The organism is Agrobacterium sp. ICMP 6402, from assembly GCF_009498615.1.
GTDB lineage: Bacteria > Pseudomonadota > Alphaproteobacteria > Rhizobiales > Rhizobiaceae > Agrobacterium > Agrobacterium burrii.
Genome location: NZ_QSNV01000008.1, coordinates 14,244 through 34,241 on the forward strand (window position 1 = coordinate 14,244; position 19,998 = coordinate 34,241).

Sequence of the window (19,998 nt, forward strand, 5' to 3'; positions counted from 1 at the left end):
ATTGAGCCAATCACAAACAAAGCCGCCCGGCGCTTCCGCCGGACGGTTGTCTTTAGAGGCTGGATGTTGATCTAAAGGAAGCTGCTTTCGAACAGTTCGCCTGAATAGGCCGCGTGGGTAACGCCCGCTTCAAGGTCGGCCCTGGTCAACTCATCGACGAAAACGCCGTTCTGCATGACGAGAACGCGGTCGCACATATGGGCGATGACCGCGAGATCGTGGCTGACGAGAACGAAGGTGAGGTCGCGTTCCTCGCGCTGGTCGGCAAGCAGGTTGAGGATTTCCGCCTGAATGGACACGTCGAGCGCGGATGTCGGCTCGTCGAGCAGCAGGATTGGCGGTTCGAGGATCAGCGCGCGGGCGATTGCCACACGCTGGCGCTGGCCGCCGGACAGTTCATGCGGAAACCGCTCGGCGAAATGAGCGGGCAGGCCGACCTGTTGCAGGGCATCAGGGACTTTCGACCAGCCATCGCCGAGCCCCATCGCGCGGATGGGTTCGGCCAGAGCCCGGCCGATGCGATGGCGCGGGTGCAGCGAACCGTAAGGGTCCTGAAACACCATCTGCGCCAGCTTCAGTTCTTCGCGGCTTCGCACCTTGCCGACCGGCTTGCCGTCGAAGCCGATCGATCCGGTCCAGACCGATTCCAGACCCGCAAGCGACCGCAGCAATGTCGATTTGCCGCAACCGCTTTCGCCAACGATGCCGAGCGTTTCGCCTCGGTTGACCTTGAAGCTGACGCCGCGAACGACGTGATTGCGGTTTTCCTTCGCGCCATAGACAACGTCGAGCTTGTCTACCGTGATCATCGCATCACCTCCGCATCGATTGCCTGTCGGTCCAGTACCTTGAGACGCCTGACCGGATTGCGGGGATCGGGCATCGCCGCGATCAGGCCGCGTGTATAGGGATGTTGCGCATCTTCCAGCTTGGTCAGCGTTTCCACCACGCGCCCGCCATACATGACCAGCACCCGTTCGCAGAAGGCGGCAACCATGCGGATGTCATGGCTGATGAGAATGAGGCCCGAATTGTTTTCACGCACCATCTCGTCCAGAAGCAGGAGCACATCCTTGCGGACGCTGACATCGAGAGCCGAGGTCGGCTCGTCGGCGATAACGAGCTTCGGTTTGGCGAGCAGCATCATGGCGATCATCACGCGTTGCCCCATGCCGCCGGAAATCTGGTGGGGATAAAGCCCCATCACACGGTCCGGATCATTGATACGCACGCGTATCAGCATATCCCGCGCTGCGTTTCTCGCTGCCTTGCCGGAGAGAGCCAGATGCAGTTCGGCCGCTTCCGCCACCTGTTTTCCAATCGGCAGGACCGGATTGAGCGAATAACGCGGGTCCTGCATGATCAACGCCATTTCGCTGCCGCGGATCGCGCCCATCTGGCGTTCGGATCTGGTAAGCAGCGGTTCGGAGAGGAAATCCATGCGCTCCGCCGTCACGGTGGCGCTTTTTGGCAGAAGCCGCATGGCGGCGCGGCCGGTCGTGGACTTGCCGGAGCCGGACTCGCCGACGATGCCGACACGCTCGCGCCCGACGTCGAAGTTGACATTGGAAACGGCGGGAATGGAGTTGCGGCCAAAGCGAACGTTGAGGTCGCGGACCGAGAGAATGGGGGAGCTATCAGGAACGGGCATGGCGCGGATCCAGCAGGTCTCGCAGCGTATCGCCGGCGATGTTGAAGGCAAGGCTCGTCAGCAGGATGGCGATGCCGGGCATGACGGCAACCCACCAGTAGTCGAGCATGAATTTACGGCCGCTGGAGATCATCGCTCCCCATTCCGGCAGCGGCGGCTGAGCGCCCAGACCGAGGAAGCCAAGCGAAGCGGCAGTGAGGATGATGCCAGCCATGTTCAGTGTCAGGCGGACGATGACCGAAGGAATGCACATCGGCGCAATGTATAAAAACAGGATACGTAGCGGCGAGGCGCCATAAAGGCGCGCGGCGGCGACATAGTCTGTATTGCGCACGACGAGAGCTTCGGCGCGGGCGAGACGCGCGATTGGCGGCCAGGCGGTCAGCGAGATCGCGATGATCGCCGTGCCGAGACCCGCACCCATGGCGGCCGCAAAGGCAAGCGCCAGCACGAGCGATGGGAAGGACAGAACGATATCGGTGGCGCGCATCAGGATCGCGTCGGTTCTGCCGCCGAAGAAACCGGCCATGACGCCAATCGCCAAGCCGATGGGGCCGACGATAACCGAGACCGACAAGACGGTCTGGATGGTGATGCGGGTGCCATAGACAAGCCGGCTGAAAATATCCCGGCCGAATTCGTCGGTTCCGGCCAGATGCAGCCAGCTGGGCGGCTGAAGCGCATTGTCGAGCGCTTGGCGCGCCGGATCGAATGGCGCAATGAGCGGTGCGAAAATCGCGACGAGAACCAGGATGGCAAGGATGGCAAAACCGAACATTCCAAGCGGCTCGTCACCGAGCTTTCTGAGTGTCCGGAACGTCGTTGTGGATATCCGCGACAGGGCGCTGCGGCCATGAACAGTATTATTCTGGGTGATATCGGTCATCGAGCGACCTCCCGTGTGCGCGGGTCGAGCGTGGTATAGGCCACGTCTGCCAGGAAGTTGAGCATCATGAAGATGAAGCCGATGACGATGGTGGCCGCGAGAATGGCATTCATGTCACCGATGAGCAGGGCGTTCGTCATATATTGGCCGATGCCCGGCCAGGAGAAGACGATTTCCGTCACCACGGCACCTTCGAGAAGGTTGCCATAGGAGATGGCGAGAACGGTGATGAGCTGTACGGCGATGTTGGGCAGCACGTGACGGGTGATCGTGCGTGCCGGGCTGACGCCCTTGGCGCGCGCTGCGATCACATAATCCTGGCTCAGCTGTTCCAGCGTGAAAGCGCGTGTCATGCGGGTGATATAGGCCATCGCCATATAGGCAAGGATGATCGCCGGCAGGAGGATGTGCGAAAGCGCGTTCCAGAAAATCTCGGTCTCGCCGGCAAGCAGGGTATCGACCAGCATCAGTCCCGTTTTCGGCTCGACGAGGCCTTCATAAAAAACGTCGACACGGCCGGGGCCTGCGACGAGGTTGAGATTGGCGTAGAAAATCACCAGCCCGACGATGCCGAACCAGAAGACCGGGATCGAATGCCCCACCAGCGCGAAGACACGCGCGAATTTGTCGATGAATGTATCGCGAAACAGCGCGGCGGCGAGGCCAAGCGGCACGCCGATGACGGTAGAGATGATGATCGCCAGCGTCGCCAGTTCCAGCGTCGCCGGAAAAGCCTGCGCCAGATCCCGGGTCACCGGGTTGCCGGTCAGGATCGCTATCCCGAAATCACCGTGCAGCAGGCCGCGCAGATAAAGGAAAAACTGCTGGTAGAGCGGCAGGTCAAGTCCGAGCCGCGCCCGCATGGCCTCATAAGCCTTGGGGTCCGCAAGCTCGCCGACGATTGCGCCGACCGGATCGGTCGGCATGACGCGTCCAATGATGAACGTGATGCAGAGCAGAATGAAGAGGCTGACGACAAGTTGCAGGAAACGATGTCCAAGCCCACGTAGAGAAATTTCCGTCATTTTTGGCCGCACTTCCGTGGAAGGAATTCTTCAGTGGTCATGGCAGGGTGAGCTGCTCGCCACAGGCGCGCAATTCTCCATTGCAAAAACTCTTGATGGTACTTCATCCCAACTCCTCCCTGAGCTAACATGAAAACATATGACGTAACACAAAGTCATCATATGAGTAACGAAGGGATTCGTATTCCGCAAGAGGGAAGAGTGGCATGAGGGACGATATGACAAAACCGCGGGAGCGGCGGGCGCAACCGATCATCGACAATCTCAGCGCGGAAATTCGCAGCGGTAAACTGAGAAATGGTGACCAGCTTCCCACGGAACCGCAGCTTGAGCGCACCTATGGCGTGAGCCGAACAGTGGTGCGCGAAGCGATCGCGGATTTGCGTTCCGCCGGTTATGTCGTTCCCATCCAGGGCAAGGGGGTTTTTGTCAGCAATACCAGTGAGTGGGACGGGGTGAAGCTGACCCAATCAGAAGCTGGCACCATTGCGGAAACACTGGAAATGCTGGAGTTCCGGCTGGCAACGGAGGGGGAGGCGGCAGCCATTGCAGCCTATCGCCGGACGGCCCAGCAGGAAGCCGCAATCTCGGCCGCGCACCGGAAAATGGCCCGCGCCATAGATGCCGGCGAAACCACTGTTGACGCCGATTACGAGTTTCACACGGCCATCGCGATTGCCACGAATAACCGTTTTTATCTGGAGGCTCTGCGCCAGTTCGGCTCACGCTCGATACCGCGCGGTCAATTTCCGACACTGCCGGAAACGGGGGATGCGAATTATCTTCGCAAAGTGCAGGCGGAACACGATGCAATCCTGCGCGCCATCGTCGAGCAGGACCCGGATGCGGCGCGAAAAGCCATGCGCGAACATATGCTTGCGAGCCAGCGTCGATATCGCCTGCTTTCGGAGGCGCAATAGCATCTCGACACTCATCTTATTTCGTGCGATGTCATATGATGACTTGCATGGAGAGAGGAGAGAATCGATGTATGTCGGCACCCAGGTTGCTGCACGCGATGATGAGGATTTCAAGGTTTGGGCGCAGCTCGGCGTCAAAAACATAAGCGCTGACCCGCCCGGAAAGCCAGCGAGCTGGGTTCTGGATGATTTCGAGCGTCTGCGCGACAAGGTGGAAAGTTTCGGTCTGGTACTGGACATGGTGCAGTTGCCCCTGCCTTCCCGACCGATCGAACAGGCATCCTATCCGGATATCCTGCTTGCCGGTCCGGAGCGTGACCGGCAGATCGATGCCGTCTGCACGATGATCGAGAATATTGCCAAGGCCGGCATTCCGGCCGCGAAATACAATCTCAACCTCATCGGTATTCCGCGCACCGAAATGGAACTTGGCCGCGGCGGTTCGCTCAATGAAGCGTGGCGGTGGGACAAGGCCGACCACAATGCCGATCCGGGTCTGGCCGGCGTTCTGTCCGAGGACGAAAACTGGGAACGCATCGACTATTTCCTCGAGCGCGTGGTGCCGGTCGCGGCAAGCAACAAGGTGCGCCTCGCGTGCCATCCGCATGATCCCTATACGCCGCCGGGCTATAAGGGCGTCACCCGTGTGCTTGGCACCGTCGAAGGTCTGAAGAAGTTCGTGCAGATGCGCGAAAATCCCTATCACGGCCTGAATTTCTGCCAGGGATCGATTGGCGAGATGCTCGATAATCCGCGCGAGGAGATCGACGACATCATCCGTTGGTTCGGCAGCCGCGACAAGATTTTCAACGTGCATTTCCGCAATATCAGCGGTGGCAAGTTGTCGTTCATGGAGACGTTCCCAGACGAGGGCGACATGGACATGGTGCGTTCGCTGAAGCTCTACCATGAACTGGGCTATCGCTACATGATCATGCCCGATCATGTGCCGACAATTGCCGGCCGTGACCCTGTCGGTGTCGCCTTCAGCTTCTGCTATGGCTACATCGCCGCGCTTCTGGAAGCACTCAACAACAAACATCTTTGACTGTTTCAGGCCGGTCGGCGCAGGTCCGCGCCGCCGGTTTCACATCCATAATTACCGATCTGTAGGAGGAGCAGGTATGAGAAAATCATTGATCCGTCTCGCATTCACCACCGTTCTGGGAGCCATGCTGGTGCCCGCGGCGCCAAGTCTGGCAAAAACCCCCAACGACCAGCTCATCATCGCAACGTCGCTGGCTCAGGTTCTGTCGCTTGATCCGCATCAGGCAACCGAAGCCAAGGCCAACGAAATCATGGCCAATCTCTATGATCGCCTGATTTCTGTGGATGGTTCAGGCAAGGTTTCGCCGCAGCTGGCGGAGCGTTGGGAGACAGACGACAAGGGCATCACGTTCCATCTTCGCGAGGCTAAATTCGCCTCAGGCAATCCTGTCACCTCTGCTGATGTGGTTTATTCGTTCAGCCGTCTGTTGAAGATGAACCAGGCGGCCGCCGCCAACCTTAAACGTGTTGGCTACAATGCTGACAATGTCGACAAGCTGGTGAGCGCGCCGGATGAAAAAACGGTGCGCATCGAACTTTCCGGTGAAACCACGTCCGAACTGCTGCTCTATCGCTTGGCCATGGTCATTGCCAGCGTTGTCGACAGCAAGGAACTCAAGTCCCATGAGGTCAATGATGATTGGGGCAATGCCTGGCTGAGAACGAATTCCGCCGGTTCCGGACCCTTCACGCTCAATCGCTGGTCGCCCAACGAGATCATCATTCTCGAGGCCAACAAGGATTATGTGGCCGGCAGCCCGAAAATGCGCCGCGTCATCGTGCGGCATGTGCCCGAAAGCCAGGTCGAGCGTCTGATGCTGGAGCGCGGCGATATCGACATCGCCAGCGCGCTGACGGCGGCCGACCTTGCCATCTTCAACAACAAGGAAGGTTTTCAGATCCAGCGCGTGCCGACGGGTGGTTTCTATGTCCTGTCGATGAATGCCGGCAAGGAGCCTTTGTCCAACCCAAAGGTCCGCGAGGCAATCGCTTACGGCATCGACTACAAGGGCATGGAAAAGACCATCATGGGGCCTTATGGCCGGGCGCGCACCGTGCCGGTGCCGGAAAACTTCGAATATGCCATTGCAAGCCCGGACTGGAAGCTTGATGTTCCGAAGGCCAAGGCGCTTTTGAAGGAGGCCGGATACGAGAACGGCTTTACGCTTAATCTGAAGACGATTGCGCAGACGCCGCGTATCGACCTCGCTACCGCGATCCAGGCGTCGCTGAGCCAGATCGGTATCACCGTCAACATCCAGCAGGGTAACGGCTCGGATGTGATCGCCGCCCACCGCGCCCGTGATTTCGATCTGCTCATTCCGCAGACCGGCGCCTATATGCCGAATGTGCTGGGTTCCATGGAGCAGTTTTCCAGCAACCCCGACAATTCGCTTGCCGCCAACAACGCCGGCAATTTCGTCTGGCGCTCGGCCTGGGACATTCCAGAACTGACTGCCCTGACGGCAAAGGCTTCGCTTGAGCCCGACGCCAAGAAGCGCGGCGCAATCTACACGGAGATGCAGGAAAAGTTCGTTGCGCAGAAGCCGGCCGTGCTGCCGATGTTCGAGCGGTTCGAACCGATCGTGCTGAATGCGCGCGTGAAGGACTATGTCGGCCATCCAAGCCAGACGACACGGCTGGAAAAGGTGACGAAGGACTAAGGGTAAAACCAAATACCATCTGAAAACCTGTGACGGGCGGTCTTACCGCCCGTTTTTTATGGGCAGTTGCAGCGTGATGTTTTAGGGCAAACCGTTGGTTTCAGGCGATTATCGTCATCATCCCGAAATTTTGGGGGTTTTCTCAAGGACTTCATCGGATTAGACCGTGTGACGACCATTCCTTCCGCTGGGCGAGAGTCGCACACTCCGCTCATCAACCTCCCGTAAAATACGTTGACGATCATGAACCTTGCCCAGATAAAACTTCCGTCGCGGCCGCTGAGCCTCAAGCGTGGCGTCATTTCGGTGCCGGCAGCCTATTATTTTTCCATTCCGGTGCTTCTGGTAATCTTGGCGGTGATGCTTGTGGCTGAGGGCCCGGGAATATTGCGCGACTACCAGATCAGTAAAGATCCGCTGGAAATTGAAAGCGGTGATATCAACGGCAGCTGCAAGACCCGCAAGGCGATCTTTACGACATGCGAGGCGGACCTTTCTTATGAGCACGCCGGCGTGAGCTACACGAAGCAAGTCGAGGTTATGTTCGTCGATTTCCATTCCGGCGACTATGAGACCGGGCTGGTCATTTCCGCGAAAAACCCGGAGCTTGCAACGATCTCCCTCGGCATCGATATGCTCTGGAACCGCATCATCACGCTCGGTGTATTTGTCGCCCTGCTCGGTTTCGGCAGTCTGGCAATGCTGTTTACGCTTATTCGCGTCCTGCGAGCCCGACTGCAATTACGGCATCCGGCCCCTTTAACCATTATCCCCGTGGCGCTGACGGCAGTCGCCGAAAAACGCAGCCGTCTTTTCGTGACCTATGCCGATACGGTCAGAGACGCCAAGACCAAGCGGCAGTCCTTCACCCATCTGGAAAGGGGACGCATCCCTGTCGTCGTTGGCCACACTGGAAAATACGATATTGCACTGGCGGTCTGGCACGGCAATACCGCGCTTCCGGTTTTGCTCGACGACCAGCTGGAGCGGATCGACCTGTCGAACGAGGAGAGGGCGCAGGCTCTGGCATCAATCGCACCGATGGTTGCGAGCCAGGCCCAGGAAGGCTCTTCCACTGCCGGTGCGGCGATAAAGAAACAACCGGGCCTTCTGCGGCGACTGGGCACTTTCGTCGCAATCGTGGCCGTCATCATTGTCGCGGTCTTCGGTTACTGGCTGTGGTATGTCACAGCCGCGCCGTCGCAATTCAATTCGCCGGGCATGGACCTCAACAATATGATGCCCGCAGCCCTTAATGAATGGGGTTGCGCCCGTCTGCAGGAACGCTTCGCCGACGGCCCGGCGCCCTTTGGATGTACTGCGGCTGACTATCGAAGCTGGAAATAACGGCTTTTTTCTCTAACGTCGCCGGACCGAGCGCAATGTTTTGCGCCGGTCCGGTGCATTTCCTGCTCGGCGCAGAACGGATGACGCCATTTATCAATAGTTGCATTAGAGATTTATAAATAAACCAAATTCATAGTGCGATCATGGGCGGTTCTTCAGAGGCTGGGAGAGTGCATCATGTTCACGGTTCTGGAATGCGTCGCGGTACAACACGACCGGGCGGTCGTGCTTCTTTCGGCATTGATCTGCCTGCTCGGCATGCTCGCGTTTTTTCACCTGTTGTTGCGCGCCGAGGAAAGTCCGGTTGGCCGCAAGCCCTATTGGGTTCTGACTGCCGCCTTTGCCGGGGGGCTCAGCGTCTGGGCCACACATTTCGTCGCCATGCTCGCCTATAAGGGCTCGGTCCCTATCGGGTTTGATTTTTCCTTCACGGCTCTTTCAGCGGCGCTTCCTGTTCTGGGTTTCTGGCTGGCGCTCCGGGTTCCATCGCAGGCAGGCTACAGCCCTGCTATCGTCGGAACGCTGGTGACCGTTTCGGTCGCCGTCATGCATTTCGTCGGCATGGCAGGAATGGATGTCGCTGCCACCGTCAGCTATCGCTGGGGTGCTGTCCTTGGCGGTTTTGCCGTTTCCTGGGTGTTTTTTCTTCTGGCCTTTTTCCTGTTTCGCCGTCCCGGCTCCTGGAAACAGCATATCCTCCTTCCGGCCGGCTCTTCGATACTGGCAATCTGCGCGCTGCACTTCACCACCGTTTCGGCAACGGTGCTGTCGCCGGATCCCTCCATTTCCGGTCCTGATCCCGATAGCCTCGCAAGGCTGATGGTGATCGGCGCCGTGTCCGGCGTAACGTTCCTCATCCTTTGTGCGACCGCTACCGCGGCGCTGGTGGATCGTTACCTTGTCGATCTCAAGGGCCTTGTCGATGCGACGCTGGATGGCCTTGCCGTCGTGCGCGATGGCCGTATCGTCGAGCTTAACACCCGCTTTGCCGGACTTCTTGGCAATGATGAGGTAGCCCTCATCGGAAAAAATCCCGATGATCTGTTCAAGGCCATCGATGGGCAGCCCGCCTATCTGCCGCGCCATGCGCCGGTCGAGGCCATCCGCGAGCGGGCCGACCGGCAACAGGTGTTTGAACTTGCCGTGCGCACGATCGAATATCGTGGTCGCCCCTGCGAGGTGATGGCAATTCGCGATCTGACGGAAAAGCGCGAGGCACAACGGGAAATCGAATATCTCGCACGCCATGACGTGCTGACGGGCCTTGCCAACCGTACGATGTTCCAGACCCGGCTCCGCCAGCAGATCGAGAATTGCGACGAGGAGGACGAATTTGCGCTGCTGGCGCTCGATCTCGACCGGTTCAAGGCAGTCAATGACATATTCGGCCATGCCGAGGGCGACCGGGTGCTGAAAAGGGTCGCCGCCATTCTTCATGAATGCGCAAGGGCAGGCGACGTGGTTGCGCGACTTGGCGGCGATGAGTTTGTCATCCTGACTGCCCGGCACACCAGGGCGGATGAGGCGCGCCTGCTCGCCGAGACCATCCTTGGCATGTTCGCAGTGAAAATGAATGTTGCCAACGACCCGACCGCCGTCGGCGTCAGCATCGGCATCGCCGTTTTCCCGCGCGACGGTCGGGATGATGAAAGCATCATGCACGCTGCAGATCTGGCGCTCTACCGCGCCAAGGTGGGTGGGCGCGGTATATTGGCATTTTACGATCCTTTGATGGATCAGGAGGCGCGTGAGCGCCGCCAGCTCGAAACGGATTTGCGGCTTGCCGTCAATCGCAACGAGTTGCTGCTGAACTATCAGCCGGTTTTATCCGTCGAATGTGGTCAGGTCGTTGGTTACGAGGCGCTGGTGCGCTGGCAGCATCCCACGAGGGGTGTCGTGTCGCCGGATGTTTTCATCCCGATAGCGGAGGAAAGCGGGATCATCATCTCGCTTGGCGAATGGGTGCTGCGTGAGGCCTGCCGTGAGGCGAGCACCTGGGCGCCGCATCTGAAAATCGCGGTCAATGTCTCGCCGCTGCAGTTTTCTCTGGCAAATCTCGGCCATGTCGTCTGCACGGTGCTGATGCAGACCGGTCTTTCGCCGAACCGGCTGGAACTGGAAATCACCGAGGCGGCACTCCTGAAAGATCGCAAGGCGACGCTGATCATCCTCAACCAGTTGAAAGCGCTGGGCGTCGCCATCGTCATGGACGATTTCGGTACGGGTTATTCCTCGCTCAGCAATCTGCAGAGTTTCCCGTTCGACAAGATCAAGATCGATCGCAGCTTCATTGCCGCCATGAGCGATGATGACAATGCCCGCGCCATCGTGCGCGCCGTGATCGGCCTTGGCCGCAGCCTCGATCTGCCGGTAACGGCGGAAGGGATTGAAACCGACGCGCAATATCGCATGGTCGTCGATGAAGGATGCGCGCAGGCGCAAGGCTATCTCTTCGGCAAACCGGATGTGGCGCCCGCCGCGGCCGCGGGCACGACCACACGGAAGAAATATTCCGTTTGAAAGAACGTGCGGCGGCATGATGCCGTTGCCGTTCCTCCCCCCGCGCCTTGGCAATTAAAGCCGGGTAGCCGTGCAAAAAAGACTGCTATCGACCATATTCTCAATGGAACGAGGACTGATCCGAATCGTTAAAGTCACTTATGGCGTCTCCCGGCAAGCCGAGGCGAGATCAACTTGTCCTGTTGCTTGAGACGCCCTGAGGATGTGACATGAAACGGCAGGCAGAACGTTCAGACGCAGGTATAAAACCTTTTGATGTCCGCGACCGGCTGATACTGGCGCTTTATGCGCAGCTGAAGGCGGAGCGTCATACCCGCGAGGCGATGGAATGGGTCATCCGCAATGGGGGCCTTTCTCCGGAGGTGCTGGAGGCGATGGCATCCGACCCAATGCCGGTGCTGGCGGAAACGGATGTGCCGGCCATCGAGCGTATTCTTGCTGCCGACCGGGGTGATGAGCGATCTTCCGACAGTCATCGCGGGCGGGCATCATGAACAGGAGAGCAAGCTGGAAGGGCCATCTTGCCTTTGCCGATTTCAACTGCGAAATCGGGCTTTATTCCGCGCTGACCTCAACGGAGAAGATTTCGTTCAACATCGTCAATCGCAAGACCGGCCACCGGGTCGAACGGCAATATGTCGATAGCGATACCGGCGAGGCCGTCGGGCGTGACGATCAGGTCAAGGGTTACGAGCGCGACAATGGTGATTACATTATCATCGAAGGTGACGAGATCGCGAAACTGATGCCGGAGAGTGACAAGGTCATTCGTATCCGGCATTTTCTTGAATGCGACGAGATCGACAAGCTGTTTTTCGATAGGCCCTACTATCTTGCGCCGACGCAGGAAGGCGGGGAGGAAGCGCTGACGCTGCTGGCAAAGGCGATGGAGGACGAAAACGTCGCCGCTCTCGGCGAGGCGGTGCTTTTCCGCCGCAATCGCATGTTGCTGATCCGCCCGAGCGGCAAGGCTCTCGTCGCCACGACGCTGAATTTCGGCTACGAGGTGCGCGCTGAGAGCACCGTCTTCAAGTCCATTCCCGATATCCAGTTCGATGACGAGATGCTGGAGCTTGCCGGCCATATCATCAAAACACGCGCCGGCACCTTCGATCCTTCCGACTATAGCGACCGCTATAATGATGCACTTGCGGAGCTGGTGAAGGCCAAGATCGAGGGCCGGGAAATCCAAAGACGGCCCGCTCCGAAGCAAGACAATGTCATCGATCTGAAAGAGGCCCTTCGCCGCAGTGCGAATGCCGAGGGCGGGAAGAAAACCAGAACGGCGGGTCGCAAGATGTCAGGGAAAGCGAGCTGATGCATGGGATTGCAGACCTATAACGCCAAGCGCAGTTTCGACAAGACGCCGGAGCCGAAGGGCACGCGGGCCGAAGCTGAGGGGTCGAGTTTCGTGATACAGAAACACGATGCCCGTCGGCTGCATTATGATTTCCGGCTGGAAATGGACGGTGTGCTGAAAAGCTGGGCGGTGACGCGCGGCCCGAGCCTAGACCCGGAGGACAAGCGCCTTGCGGTGCATGTCGAAGATCACCCGCTAAGCTATGGTGATTTCGAGGGCGTCATTCCCAAAGGACAATATGGCGGTGGAACGGTCATCGTGTGGGATCGCGGCGTCTGGCGGCCGATTGGTGATGCCAGGAAAGGATATCGCAAGGGCCATCTCGAATTCGAACTGGACGGCGACAAGCTCAAGGGGCGCTGGCACCTGGTTCGTATGCACGGAAAACCCGGTGAGAACAGGGAAAACTGGCTGCTGATCAAGGGTGATGACGAGGAAGCGCGACATGAAGGTGGAGCGGATATTCTGGAGGAGCGACCGGAATCGGTAAAGACCGGACGCAGCGTCGAGGACGTCGCGGCCAAACCGAAGGACACGTGGAATTCCAAGCCGGTATCTAAAAAGGCAGCTGCCTCTTCTTCCGGCCAAAAGCAGGCGCATGCCTTGCCCAGGGGCGCACGCAAACAGGCGCTTCCGTCTTTCGTGCCGCCGGCGTTGGCAACGCTGAAGCCGAAACCGCCAGTTGGTTCCCGCTGGCTGCATGAAATCAAATTCGATGGTTACCGCCTGCAGGCGCGGCTCGATCACGGCAAACTCCAGCTTCTGACGCGCAGCGGGCTGGACTGGACGGAGAAGTTTGGCGATGCGGTGGCACGCGCGTTGAAAGCCCTGCCGGCCGAAACCCTGCTGATGGACGGGGAAATCGTGGTGGAACGCGACAGCGGCGCCTCCGACTTCTCGGCGTTGCAGCAGGATCTGAGCGAGGGGCGGAGTGATCGTTTCGTTTTTTACGCCTTTGATCTGCTATATCTCGATGGTTCCGATCTGCGTGGGGCGGTGCTGACCGATCGCAAGGCGTTGCTGGAAAAGCTGCTGCCAGCGGGCGATCCCAAGCTTCGGTACAGCGAACATTTCGAGGAGAGTGGCGAGCTTGTGCTGGACCACGCCTGCCGTCTCAGCCTTGAGGGCGTTATTTCCAAGGTCAAGAACAGCCAATATGTTTCCGGCCGCAAGGGCGAATGGGTGAAATCCAAATGTTCCATGCGGCAGGAATTCGTCATCGGCGGCTACACGCTCTCTTCGACATCGGACCACGCCATCGGCTCACTGGCGCTTGGCGTTTATGAAAAGGGCAAGCTGCGCCATGTCGGCCGCGTCGGTACCGGCTACACGGGCGAAGTGGCGGAAATGCTGCTTGGCCGCCTGAAGCCGCTGGAAAGTGAGGAAAGCCCGTTTGGCGACAAGCTCACCGCGCTTGCGCGCCGTGACCTTCACTTCGTTACGCCGCAACTGGTGGCGGAAGTGGAGTTCCGAGCCTGGTCTGGAGATGGCAATCTGCGTCACGCTTCCTTCCGCGGCCTGCGCGAAGACAAGCCGGTGGAAGAAATCGAACGCGAGGAGAAGGCCGTGAGCGATACAAACGCGCCGCAATCCGCCATCAAATTCACCCATCCGGACCGGCTTTACTGGCCTGATGACGGTGTGACCAAGGAGGGTCTCGCCGATTATTACGCGCAGGTGTGGCGGCATATGTCGCCCTTCGTTGTCGATCGACCGCTGGCGCTGCTGCGTTGTCCCGAAGGCATAGAGGGGCAGCGGTTTTTTCAGAAACACGCCTGGCGCGGCATCAACAAGGCCGTGGAGCAGATCAAGGATCCCAAGGACAAGGGCGGTGAACCGCTCATCCGCATCACCGATTTCGACGGTCTTATGGCTCTGGTCCAGTCCGCAACGCTCGAAATTCACCCATGGGGCGCCACCACCGCCAACTGGGAGAAACCCGACATGATCACCATGGATATCGATCCCGGCGAAGACGTGGCCTGGGAAGAGGTGATCGAGGCGGCTATGGAATTGAAACGACGTTTCGAGGACGCCGGGCTTGCGGCCTTCGTCAAGACTTCGGGCGGCAAGGGCCTGCATGTCGTCGCGCCGCTGAAACCGCAGGCAGGCTGGGCATCCGTCAAGGCTTTCTCGAAAGCGATGGCCGCCGATATGTCGAAGGCTGAACCTGATAAATATCTTTCCGTGGCAACGAAAGCAAAACGCCGGGGCCGCCTTTTCATCGATTATCTGCGCAATGGCAGGGGCAATACGGCGGTCGCGCCCTATTCGACGCGTGCCCGGCCCGGTGCGGCCATTTCCGCACCGCTGGAATGGTCGGAACTCACGGCCGAGATTGGCCCGGCGCATTTCACCGTCGCCAATATTGGTGCGCGTCTCTCAGTCCTCAAGAAAGACCCATGGGACGGATTTTTCGCCGCTGCCCGGCCGCTGCCGAAAAAGGCCGGCTAACACCTAGCGTCGCTTGTCGGCGGCAAGGCTTTTCTTCAGAGCGTCCATGATGTTGATGACATTGCCACCGGTGCGGGCTTTCGTGCCGGTTTTCTGTTTCGAGGACGGGGTCTCGTCACCTTTGGTCTTCAGCAGCGCCTTGATCTTTTTCTGGATGGGGTCCTGCACCAGGGTCGGCTTCCAGCCCGTCTTCTGTTTGCCGATGCGTTTTTCCATGGCATCCAGCAGGGGCCTGTCGATTTTCATTTTCGGCTCAAGCGCATCAATGCTCTCGCGCACTTCCTCGCCATAATGCAGGGTCCAAAGAATGATGCCCTTGCCGGAAGGCTCCAGCAGTACGGCTCTTTCGTGACGGTAGAGAACGAGCCGTGCGATACCGACAACGCCATTCGCCGACATGGCCTCCCGGATAACGCTGAAGGCTTCCGCGCCGATCTTGTCTTCCGGCCGCAGGAAGTGCGGGCGGTCGTACCAGATCCAGTCGATGGAACCTGTGGGAACGAAGGTCTTGATGTCGATCGTGCGGGTGCTTTCCAGCGCCACTGCATCGATCTCGTCATCTTCCAGCAGCACATAGTCGTCTTCGGCGCGGGGAAAACCCTTCACCTGGTTTTTCGCCGCTACCGGCCGGTGGGTGATGCTGTCGACATAGCGGCTTTCGACGCGATTGCCGGTCTTGCGATTGAGAATGTGGAAGCGGTATTTATTGCCTTCCGTGGTGGCGGGCGTCAGCGAAACGGCAGCGGTCACCAGCGACAGCTTCAGATAACCCTTCCAGAAAACCTGCCGTGCCATGTGATCCGCGATCCGTTTCGTCGCCGTTGGTCTCGCGGATCAAACAGCAACAGGGTGGCTTTTGTTCCGGGAGAGGGCAACGACAGGTCGCAATTCCTCTCGACGCCTGTGCCAACAAACAGTTGATCCGGAGAACTGGCCGCTTTGAATACGGTTTCGGAATGTTCTCTGAACAGGTCAAAGAAATGATCCCCGCGCGGCATCAGCTCGCGGAAAATGCACATCATGTGAATTGACCCTCATGGCACCATTTATGTTGTAGGGGGTAACTGTCATAAAACTGTCATAAATTCGGGCAGGGCATTGATGCAACCCGGAAAATCGGCACTATCAACGCAAATGAAATCTTCCAAGAAAAGCCGGAAAACCCGTCCGGCGCGCCCCCTGACGCTGCTTCAGCAACTCGCTGCCGTCCCCGAAAAGCTCTTCACCGGCGCTTTTCGGCAGCAATATGCCGCCGTGTGTTTTCGCTACGGCGGTAACGGGGACGATATCCAAATCCTTCTCGTCACGTCGCGCACCACCCAGCGCTGGATCATTCCGCGCGGCTGGCCGATGAAACGCAAGAAGCCGCATGAAGCGGCGGCGATCGAGGCATGGGAAGAGGCGGGCGTGCGCGGCCGGGTGAGAAAGGCCGCCATTGGCCGTTACACCTATCTGAAGATGCTCGACAATGGCGATGTCGTCCCGTGCATGGTCGATGTGTTCCAGATCGAGGTGACGGGTGCGGAAACGAGCTTCAAGGAACGTGGCGAACGCCTGGTCGAATGGGTCCGTCCGGATGAGGCAGCGAGGCGCGTTCGGGAAATCGAACTGAAATCGTTGCTGGTTGATTTCAAGCCCAAGGGCAAAAGGAAAGACAGGGCGGGTGAGAGACCCTGACGGGCCGCCATGTTTTCCGTGAGCAGAGCCCAGACCTTACGCCGTAATGCCGTTGCAATACGACATACTCCATTTTGCCGGATGAATTTCGTCAGGTGCATTATGCGTCTATATCGTGCCGCCACGCGGCTTCTTGGCCGCTACATCCATCCCATCGTCGTTTTTGCCGTGCTTCTGGCGGGACCGGCCACCATACTTCTGCTCCGGTAAGACCCGTTGCCCCATTGATGGGAAAAGCGTTGCCGCTTCTCCCGTCAATAACCAGTTTCCTTGCGAAACAAGGGGCTTTCAGACGGGCTGCGCCTCGCGGGGTTGGCCCGACTCTGCCGTGTCCGGTTTTCCCGCTTCATCCGGCGCTTTCGGCAAAAGGTGGGCAAAACGCCTGACGATGCTGTCGATATAGGACAGGATGGTCGGCACGACGATCAGGGTGAGGAGGGTGGAGCTGATGAGACCGCCGACCACCGCATGCGCCATCGGCGCGCGCTGCGCACCGCCACCGCCGATTGCCAGCCCAAGCGGGATCATGCCGAAGATCATCGCAAGCGTCGTCATGATGATCGGTCGGAAGCGGATGACGCCGGCGTTCGCCAGCGCTTCGTTCAGCGAAAGCCCGCGTTTTCTTTCCCGATTGGCGAAGTCCACCAGCAAGATGCCGTTCTTGGTGACGAGGCCCATCAGCATGATGAAGCCGATCAGCGAGAACATATTGATCGTGCTGCCGGCGACCATCAAACCCAGAAGGACGCCGGCCAACGAGAGCGGCAGCGAGGCCATGATGGCGAGCGGCTGCAGGAAGCTGCCGAATTGCGAGGCAAGCACGATATAGATGAAAATAACCGCCATGATGAGCGCCTTGACCATATGGCCGATGGTCTCCTGCATCGTCTCGGCCTCGCCGCCGAAGCGGATGCGATAACCATCCGGCAGATCGCGGGCAGCGCTCAGGTTTTGGAGGGCATCCGTCACGTCACCAAGCGTGCGTCCTGCAAGATTGGCTGAAACCAGCACCTCGCGGCGATTGTCGATGCGACGGATTTCGGCCGGTGCCGGGGCAGCGCCGATCTCGGCCACCTGATCGAGACGCACCATCACCGGCGTGCCATTTGACGTCGTGCGACCGGTCGCGATCATCAATTCGCCGAGGGTTGCGGTATCGGAACGACGTTCGCCGGGCAGGCGCACGACGATGTCATAGCTGTTGCCGTTCCTATCCGTCCATTTCGAAACATCTTCACCGCCAATGAGCGAGGAGAGGGCCGTGGCTAGATCGGAGCGGGAAATGCCAAGATCGCTCGCCGCCTCGCGTTTAAGACGCACGGAAAGGACCGAGGTCACATTGCGGGCGCTGGAATTCACATCCACGAGGCCGGGGATTTTTTTCATGTCCTCGACCAGACCGGTGGCGATTTTTTCGAGAATGGCCCGGTCGTCGCCGAGGATGCTGAGCTGCACCGGGCTTTCGCCGCCGCCAAGACCGTCCTGAAGGATCGCAACCTCTATGCCCGGTATGGCTGACAGGCGCTTGCGGATCGGTTCGGCCAGCGTCGCCGGCGTTTGCGTGCGCATTGTCAGCGGTACCAGCCCCACCAGCACCGTGGCTCGCTGCTTGCCCGCCGCGCCGCCGGTATTGATGGTGGAATAGAGCGTTTCGACCTCGGGGAACTCCCTCAGCGCCTTCTCGACCTGCCGTACTTTTGCCGTCGTGTAATCCAGTGAGGAACCGGCCGGGGCCGTCACGGTAATCTGAAAGCGGCCTTCATCGGTAGCAGGCACGAATTCCACGCCGACCAGCGGCACCATGAACAGGCTGCCGATGAAGATGCCCGATGTGGTGAGCAGGGTGATGAGCCGGTGGCGCAATGTCCAGCCGATCACATGCCGATATTGTTCGGCCAGCCATTCGAAACCATGATCGAAGCGCATAATCAACCGCCCGATTGGCCCGCGTCTGGCATCGGGTTGTGCATCCGGATCGTACCAGACGCTCGAAAGCATGGGATCAAGCGTGAAGGCGACAAAGAGTGAGATCAGCACCGCGGCCGAGACGGTGACGCCGAATTCATAGAAGAACCGGCCGATGATGCCGTCCATGAAGGCGACTGGCAGGAAGACCGCCACGATGGTTGCGGTTGTCGCGATCACCGCAAGGCCGATTTCGTTGGTGCCGTCGAGCGCCGCGCGGATATGGGATTTGCCCATATGCAGATGACGGGTGATGTTCTCGCGCACGACGATGGCGTCATCCACCAGAATGCCGATGGAGAGTGTGAGCGCCAGAAGGCTGAGTGTATTGAGGGTGAAACCAAGAAAATCGATGACGGCAAGCGTACCGATGATGGCGATTGGCAGTGTCAGGCCGGTGATGACCGTGCTGCGCCAGGAATTCAAAAACAGGAAAACGATGGCGATAGCGAGCGCCGCCCCTTCGATCAGCGTCGTCTGCACCTGATTGACGGATTCCCGAATGGGCGTGGAGGTGTCGGTGACGATGCGCAATTGGACATTCTGCGTGGCCAGCTCGGTATTGAGCTGCTGGAGGCGGTTCCTCACATCCGTCACGACCTGAACCGTATTGGCGTCCTGAACCTTGACGATATCGATCGCCAGCGCCGTCTGGCCATTATAGAGGGCGCGGCTTTCGGCATCGACCGCCCCTTCGGAAACCGTGGCGACGTCGCGCAGCAGGATCGCCGCGCCACCACGCCTCGCCACCACCATGTCCAGCAGCGCCTGCGGTTCCTCGACGCGACCCTGAACCTGGATCGTGCGTTCGGATACGGGATCGACGATGCTGCCGGCCGGGCTGTTGCCGTTGCCGGTGCGCAGCGCGTTCACCACCTCGTTGACGCCGACCCCGAGCGCCCGCATGCGGGTTTCGTCTATAGCAACGTCGATCTGCCGTTTGCGGCCGCCCACCAGCGTCGCCTGTCCGACACCTTCAACGGTAGTCAGCTGGCGCACCACCTTCTGGTCGGCAAGGGTGGTGAGCGCCGGCACATCGAGCGACGTCGAACTGATTGCCAGCGAGAGGATAGGTTCGGCGGCGGGATCGAAACGCGAGACGACCGGCTTCTTGGCGTCTTCGGGCAAATTCGCCTCGATGGCGGCGACCTTGTCGCGTACATCCTGTGCCGCGGCGGCCCCCTGTACCTCAAGCTTGAATTTCACGACGACCACGGAGCGTCCCTCATAAGAGGTCGAGGTGATCTCATCCAGACCGCCGATGGCGTTCAGCGCGTCCTCGACCGGGCGTGTCACTTCTGTTTCCACGGTCTCCGGCGTCGCACCCGGATAGGTGGTTACCACGACGACGACGGGCACGTCGACATTGGGATATTGATCCAGCCCCAGCCGCTGCAGCGAAAAGAGGCCCATGACCAGCAATGTCACCATCATCATGGTGGCGAAGACGGGATGGGAGACGGATATACGGGTCAAAAACAT

General features: G+C 59.2%; 15 protein-coding genes. 9 read left to right on the forward strand and 6 right to left on the reverse strand.

The features are described from left to right. Positions 1-71: 71 nt before the first annotated feature. From DXT96_RS19255 to DXT96_RS19270, 4 genes are read right to left on the reverse strand one after another with little or no spacing between them, the layout of a single operon-like run. Positions 72-809 carry an ABC transporter ATP-binding protein gene (locus tag DXT96_RS19255; RefSeq protein ID WP_153516019.1) on the reverse strand — a complete coding sequence of 246 codons (738 nt, stop codon included), beginning with the start codon at positions 807-809 and terminating at the stop codon, positions 72-74. After that, positions 806-1,651 (reverse strand): ABC transporter ATP-binding protein, encoded by an 846-nt coding sequence (locus DXT96_RS19260; RefSeq protein ID WP_153516020.1) that lies wholly within the window; start codon positions 1,649-1,651, stop codon positions 806-808. Before DXT96_RS19260 ends, DXT96_RS19255 begins: the two co-directional genes overlap by 4 nt. After that, complete coding sequence (locus DXT96_RS19265) at positions 1,638-2,537, reverse strand: ABC transporter permease (RefSeq protein ID WP_153516021.1); 900 nt, start codon at positions 2,535-2,537, stop codon at positions 1,638-1,640. The genes DXT96_RS19260 and DXT96_RS19265 overlap by 14 nt, the downstream gene beginning before the upstream one ends. Further along, positions 2,534-3,562 carry an ABC transporter permease gene (locus DXT96_RS19270; RefSeq protein ID WP_149900939.1) on the reverse strand — a complete coding sequence of 343 codons (1,029 nt, stop codon included), beginning with the start codon at positions 3,560-3,562 and terminating at the stop codon, positions 2,534-2,536. The genes DXT96_RS19265 and DXT96_RS19270 overlap by 4 nt, the downstream gene beginning before the upstream one ends. Before the next feature lie 206 nt (positions 3,563-3,768). Between DXT96_RS19270 and DXT96_RS19275 the strand changes: the two genes are divergently transcribed. From DXT96_RS19275 to ligD, 8 genes are all read left to right on the forward strand, one after another. Then, complete coding sequence (locus DXT96_RS19275; RefSeq protein ID WP_149900940.1) at positions 3,769-4,482, forward strand: FadR/GntR family transcriptional regulator; 714 nt, start codon at positions 3,769-3,771, stop codon at positions 4,480-4,482. Positions 4,483-4,549: 67 nt separating this feature from the next. Next, positions 4,550-5,530 carry a mannonate dehydratase gene (locus DXT96_RS19280; protein ID WP_153516022.1) on the forward strand — a complete coding sequence of 327 codons (981 nt, stop codon included), beginning with the start codon at positions 4,550-4,552 and terminating at the stop codon, positions 5,528-5,530. A gap of 76 nt (positions 5,531-5,606) precedes the next feature. Beyond that, positions 5,607-7,193, forward strand: coding sequence for an ABC transporter substrate-binding protein (locus DXT96_RS19285; RefSeq protein WP_153516023.1), 1,587 nt, complete (start codon positions 5,607-5,609; stop codon positions 7,191-7,193). A 243-nt stretch (positions 7,194-7,436) separates the two neighbouring features. Then, positions 7,437-8,540 carry a hypothetical protein gene (locus tag DXT96_RS19290; RefSeq protein ID WP_153516024.1) on the forward strand — a complete coding sequence of 368 codons (1,104 nt, stop codon included), beginning with the start codon at positions 7,437-7,439 and terminating at the stop codon, positions 8,538-8,540. Between the two features lie 177 nt (positions 8,541-8,717). Next, entirely contained in the window at positions 8,718-11,060 is a 2,343-nt protein-coding gene (locus tag DXT96_RS19295; RefSeq protein ID WP_153516025.1) for an EAL domain-containing protein, read from the forward strand. A 209-nt stretch (positions 11,061-11,269) separates the two neighbouring features. Next, positions 11,270-11,554 carry a hypothetical protein gene (locus tag DXT96_RS19300; protein ID WP_153516026.1) on the forward strand — a complete coding sequence of 95 codons (285 nt, stop codon included), beginning with the start codon at positions 11,270-11,272 and terminating at the stop codon, positions 11,552-11,554. Next, the gene (locus tag DXT96_RS19305) at positions 11,551-12,378 is read left to right on the forward strand and encodes a Ku protein (RefSeq protein ID WP_153516027.1); all 828 of its coding nucleotides are present in this window, start codon (positions 11,551-11,553) and stop codon (positions 12,376-12,378) included. The genes DXT96_RS19300 and DXT96_RS19305 overlap by 4 nt, the downstream gene beginning before the upstream one ends. Positions 12,379-12,381: 3 nt before the next feature. After that, positions 12,382-14,874 (forward strand): DNA ligase D, encoded by a 2,493-nt coding sequence (gene ligD / locus DXT96_RS19310; protein ID WP_153516028.1) that lies wholly within the window; start codon positions 12,382-12,384, stop codon positions 14,872-14,874. Positions 14,875-14,877: 3 nt separating this feature from the next. Here ligD and DXT96_RS19315 read toward each other — a convergent pair whose 3' ends face one another. Continuing rightward, positions 14,878-15,669: a Ku protein gene (locus DXT96_RS19315; RefSeq protein WP_153516029.1), complete on the reverse strand. Its 792-nt coding sequence runs from the start codon at positions 15,667-15,669 to the stop codon at positions 14,878-14,880. Between the two features lie 339 nt (positions 15,670-16,008). Between DXT96_RS19315 and DXT96_RS19320 the strand changes: the two genes are divergently transcribed. After that, positions 16,009-16,551, forward strand: a complete 543-nt coding sequence (locus DXT96_RS19320) for an NUDIX hydrolase (protein ID WP_153516030.1) — start codon at positions 16,009-16,011, stop codon at positions 16,549-16,551. A gap of 288 nt (positions 16,552-16,839) precedes the next feature. Here the strand turns inward: DXT96_RS19320 and DXT96_RS19325 are convergent, their stop codons facing one another. Further along, positions 16,840-19,998 (reverse strand): efflux RND transporter permease subunit, encoded by a 3,159-nt coding sequence (locus DXT96_RS19325; protein WP_153516031.1) that lies wholly within the window; start codon positions 19,996-19,998, stop codon positions 16,840-16,842.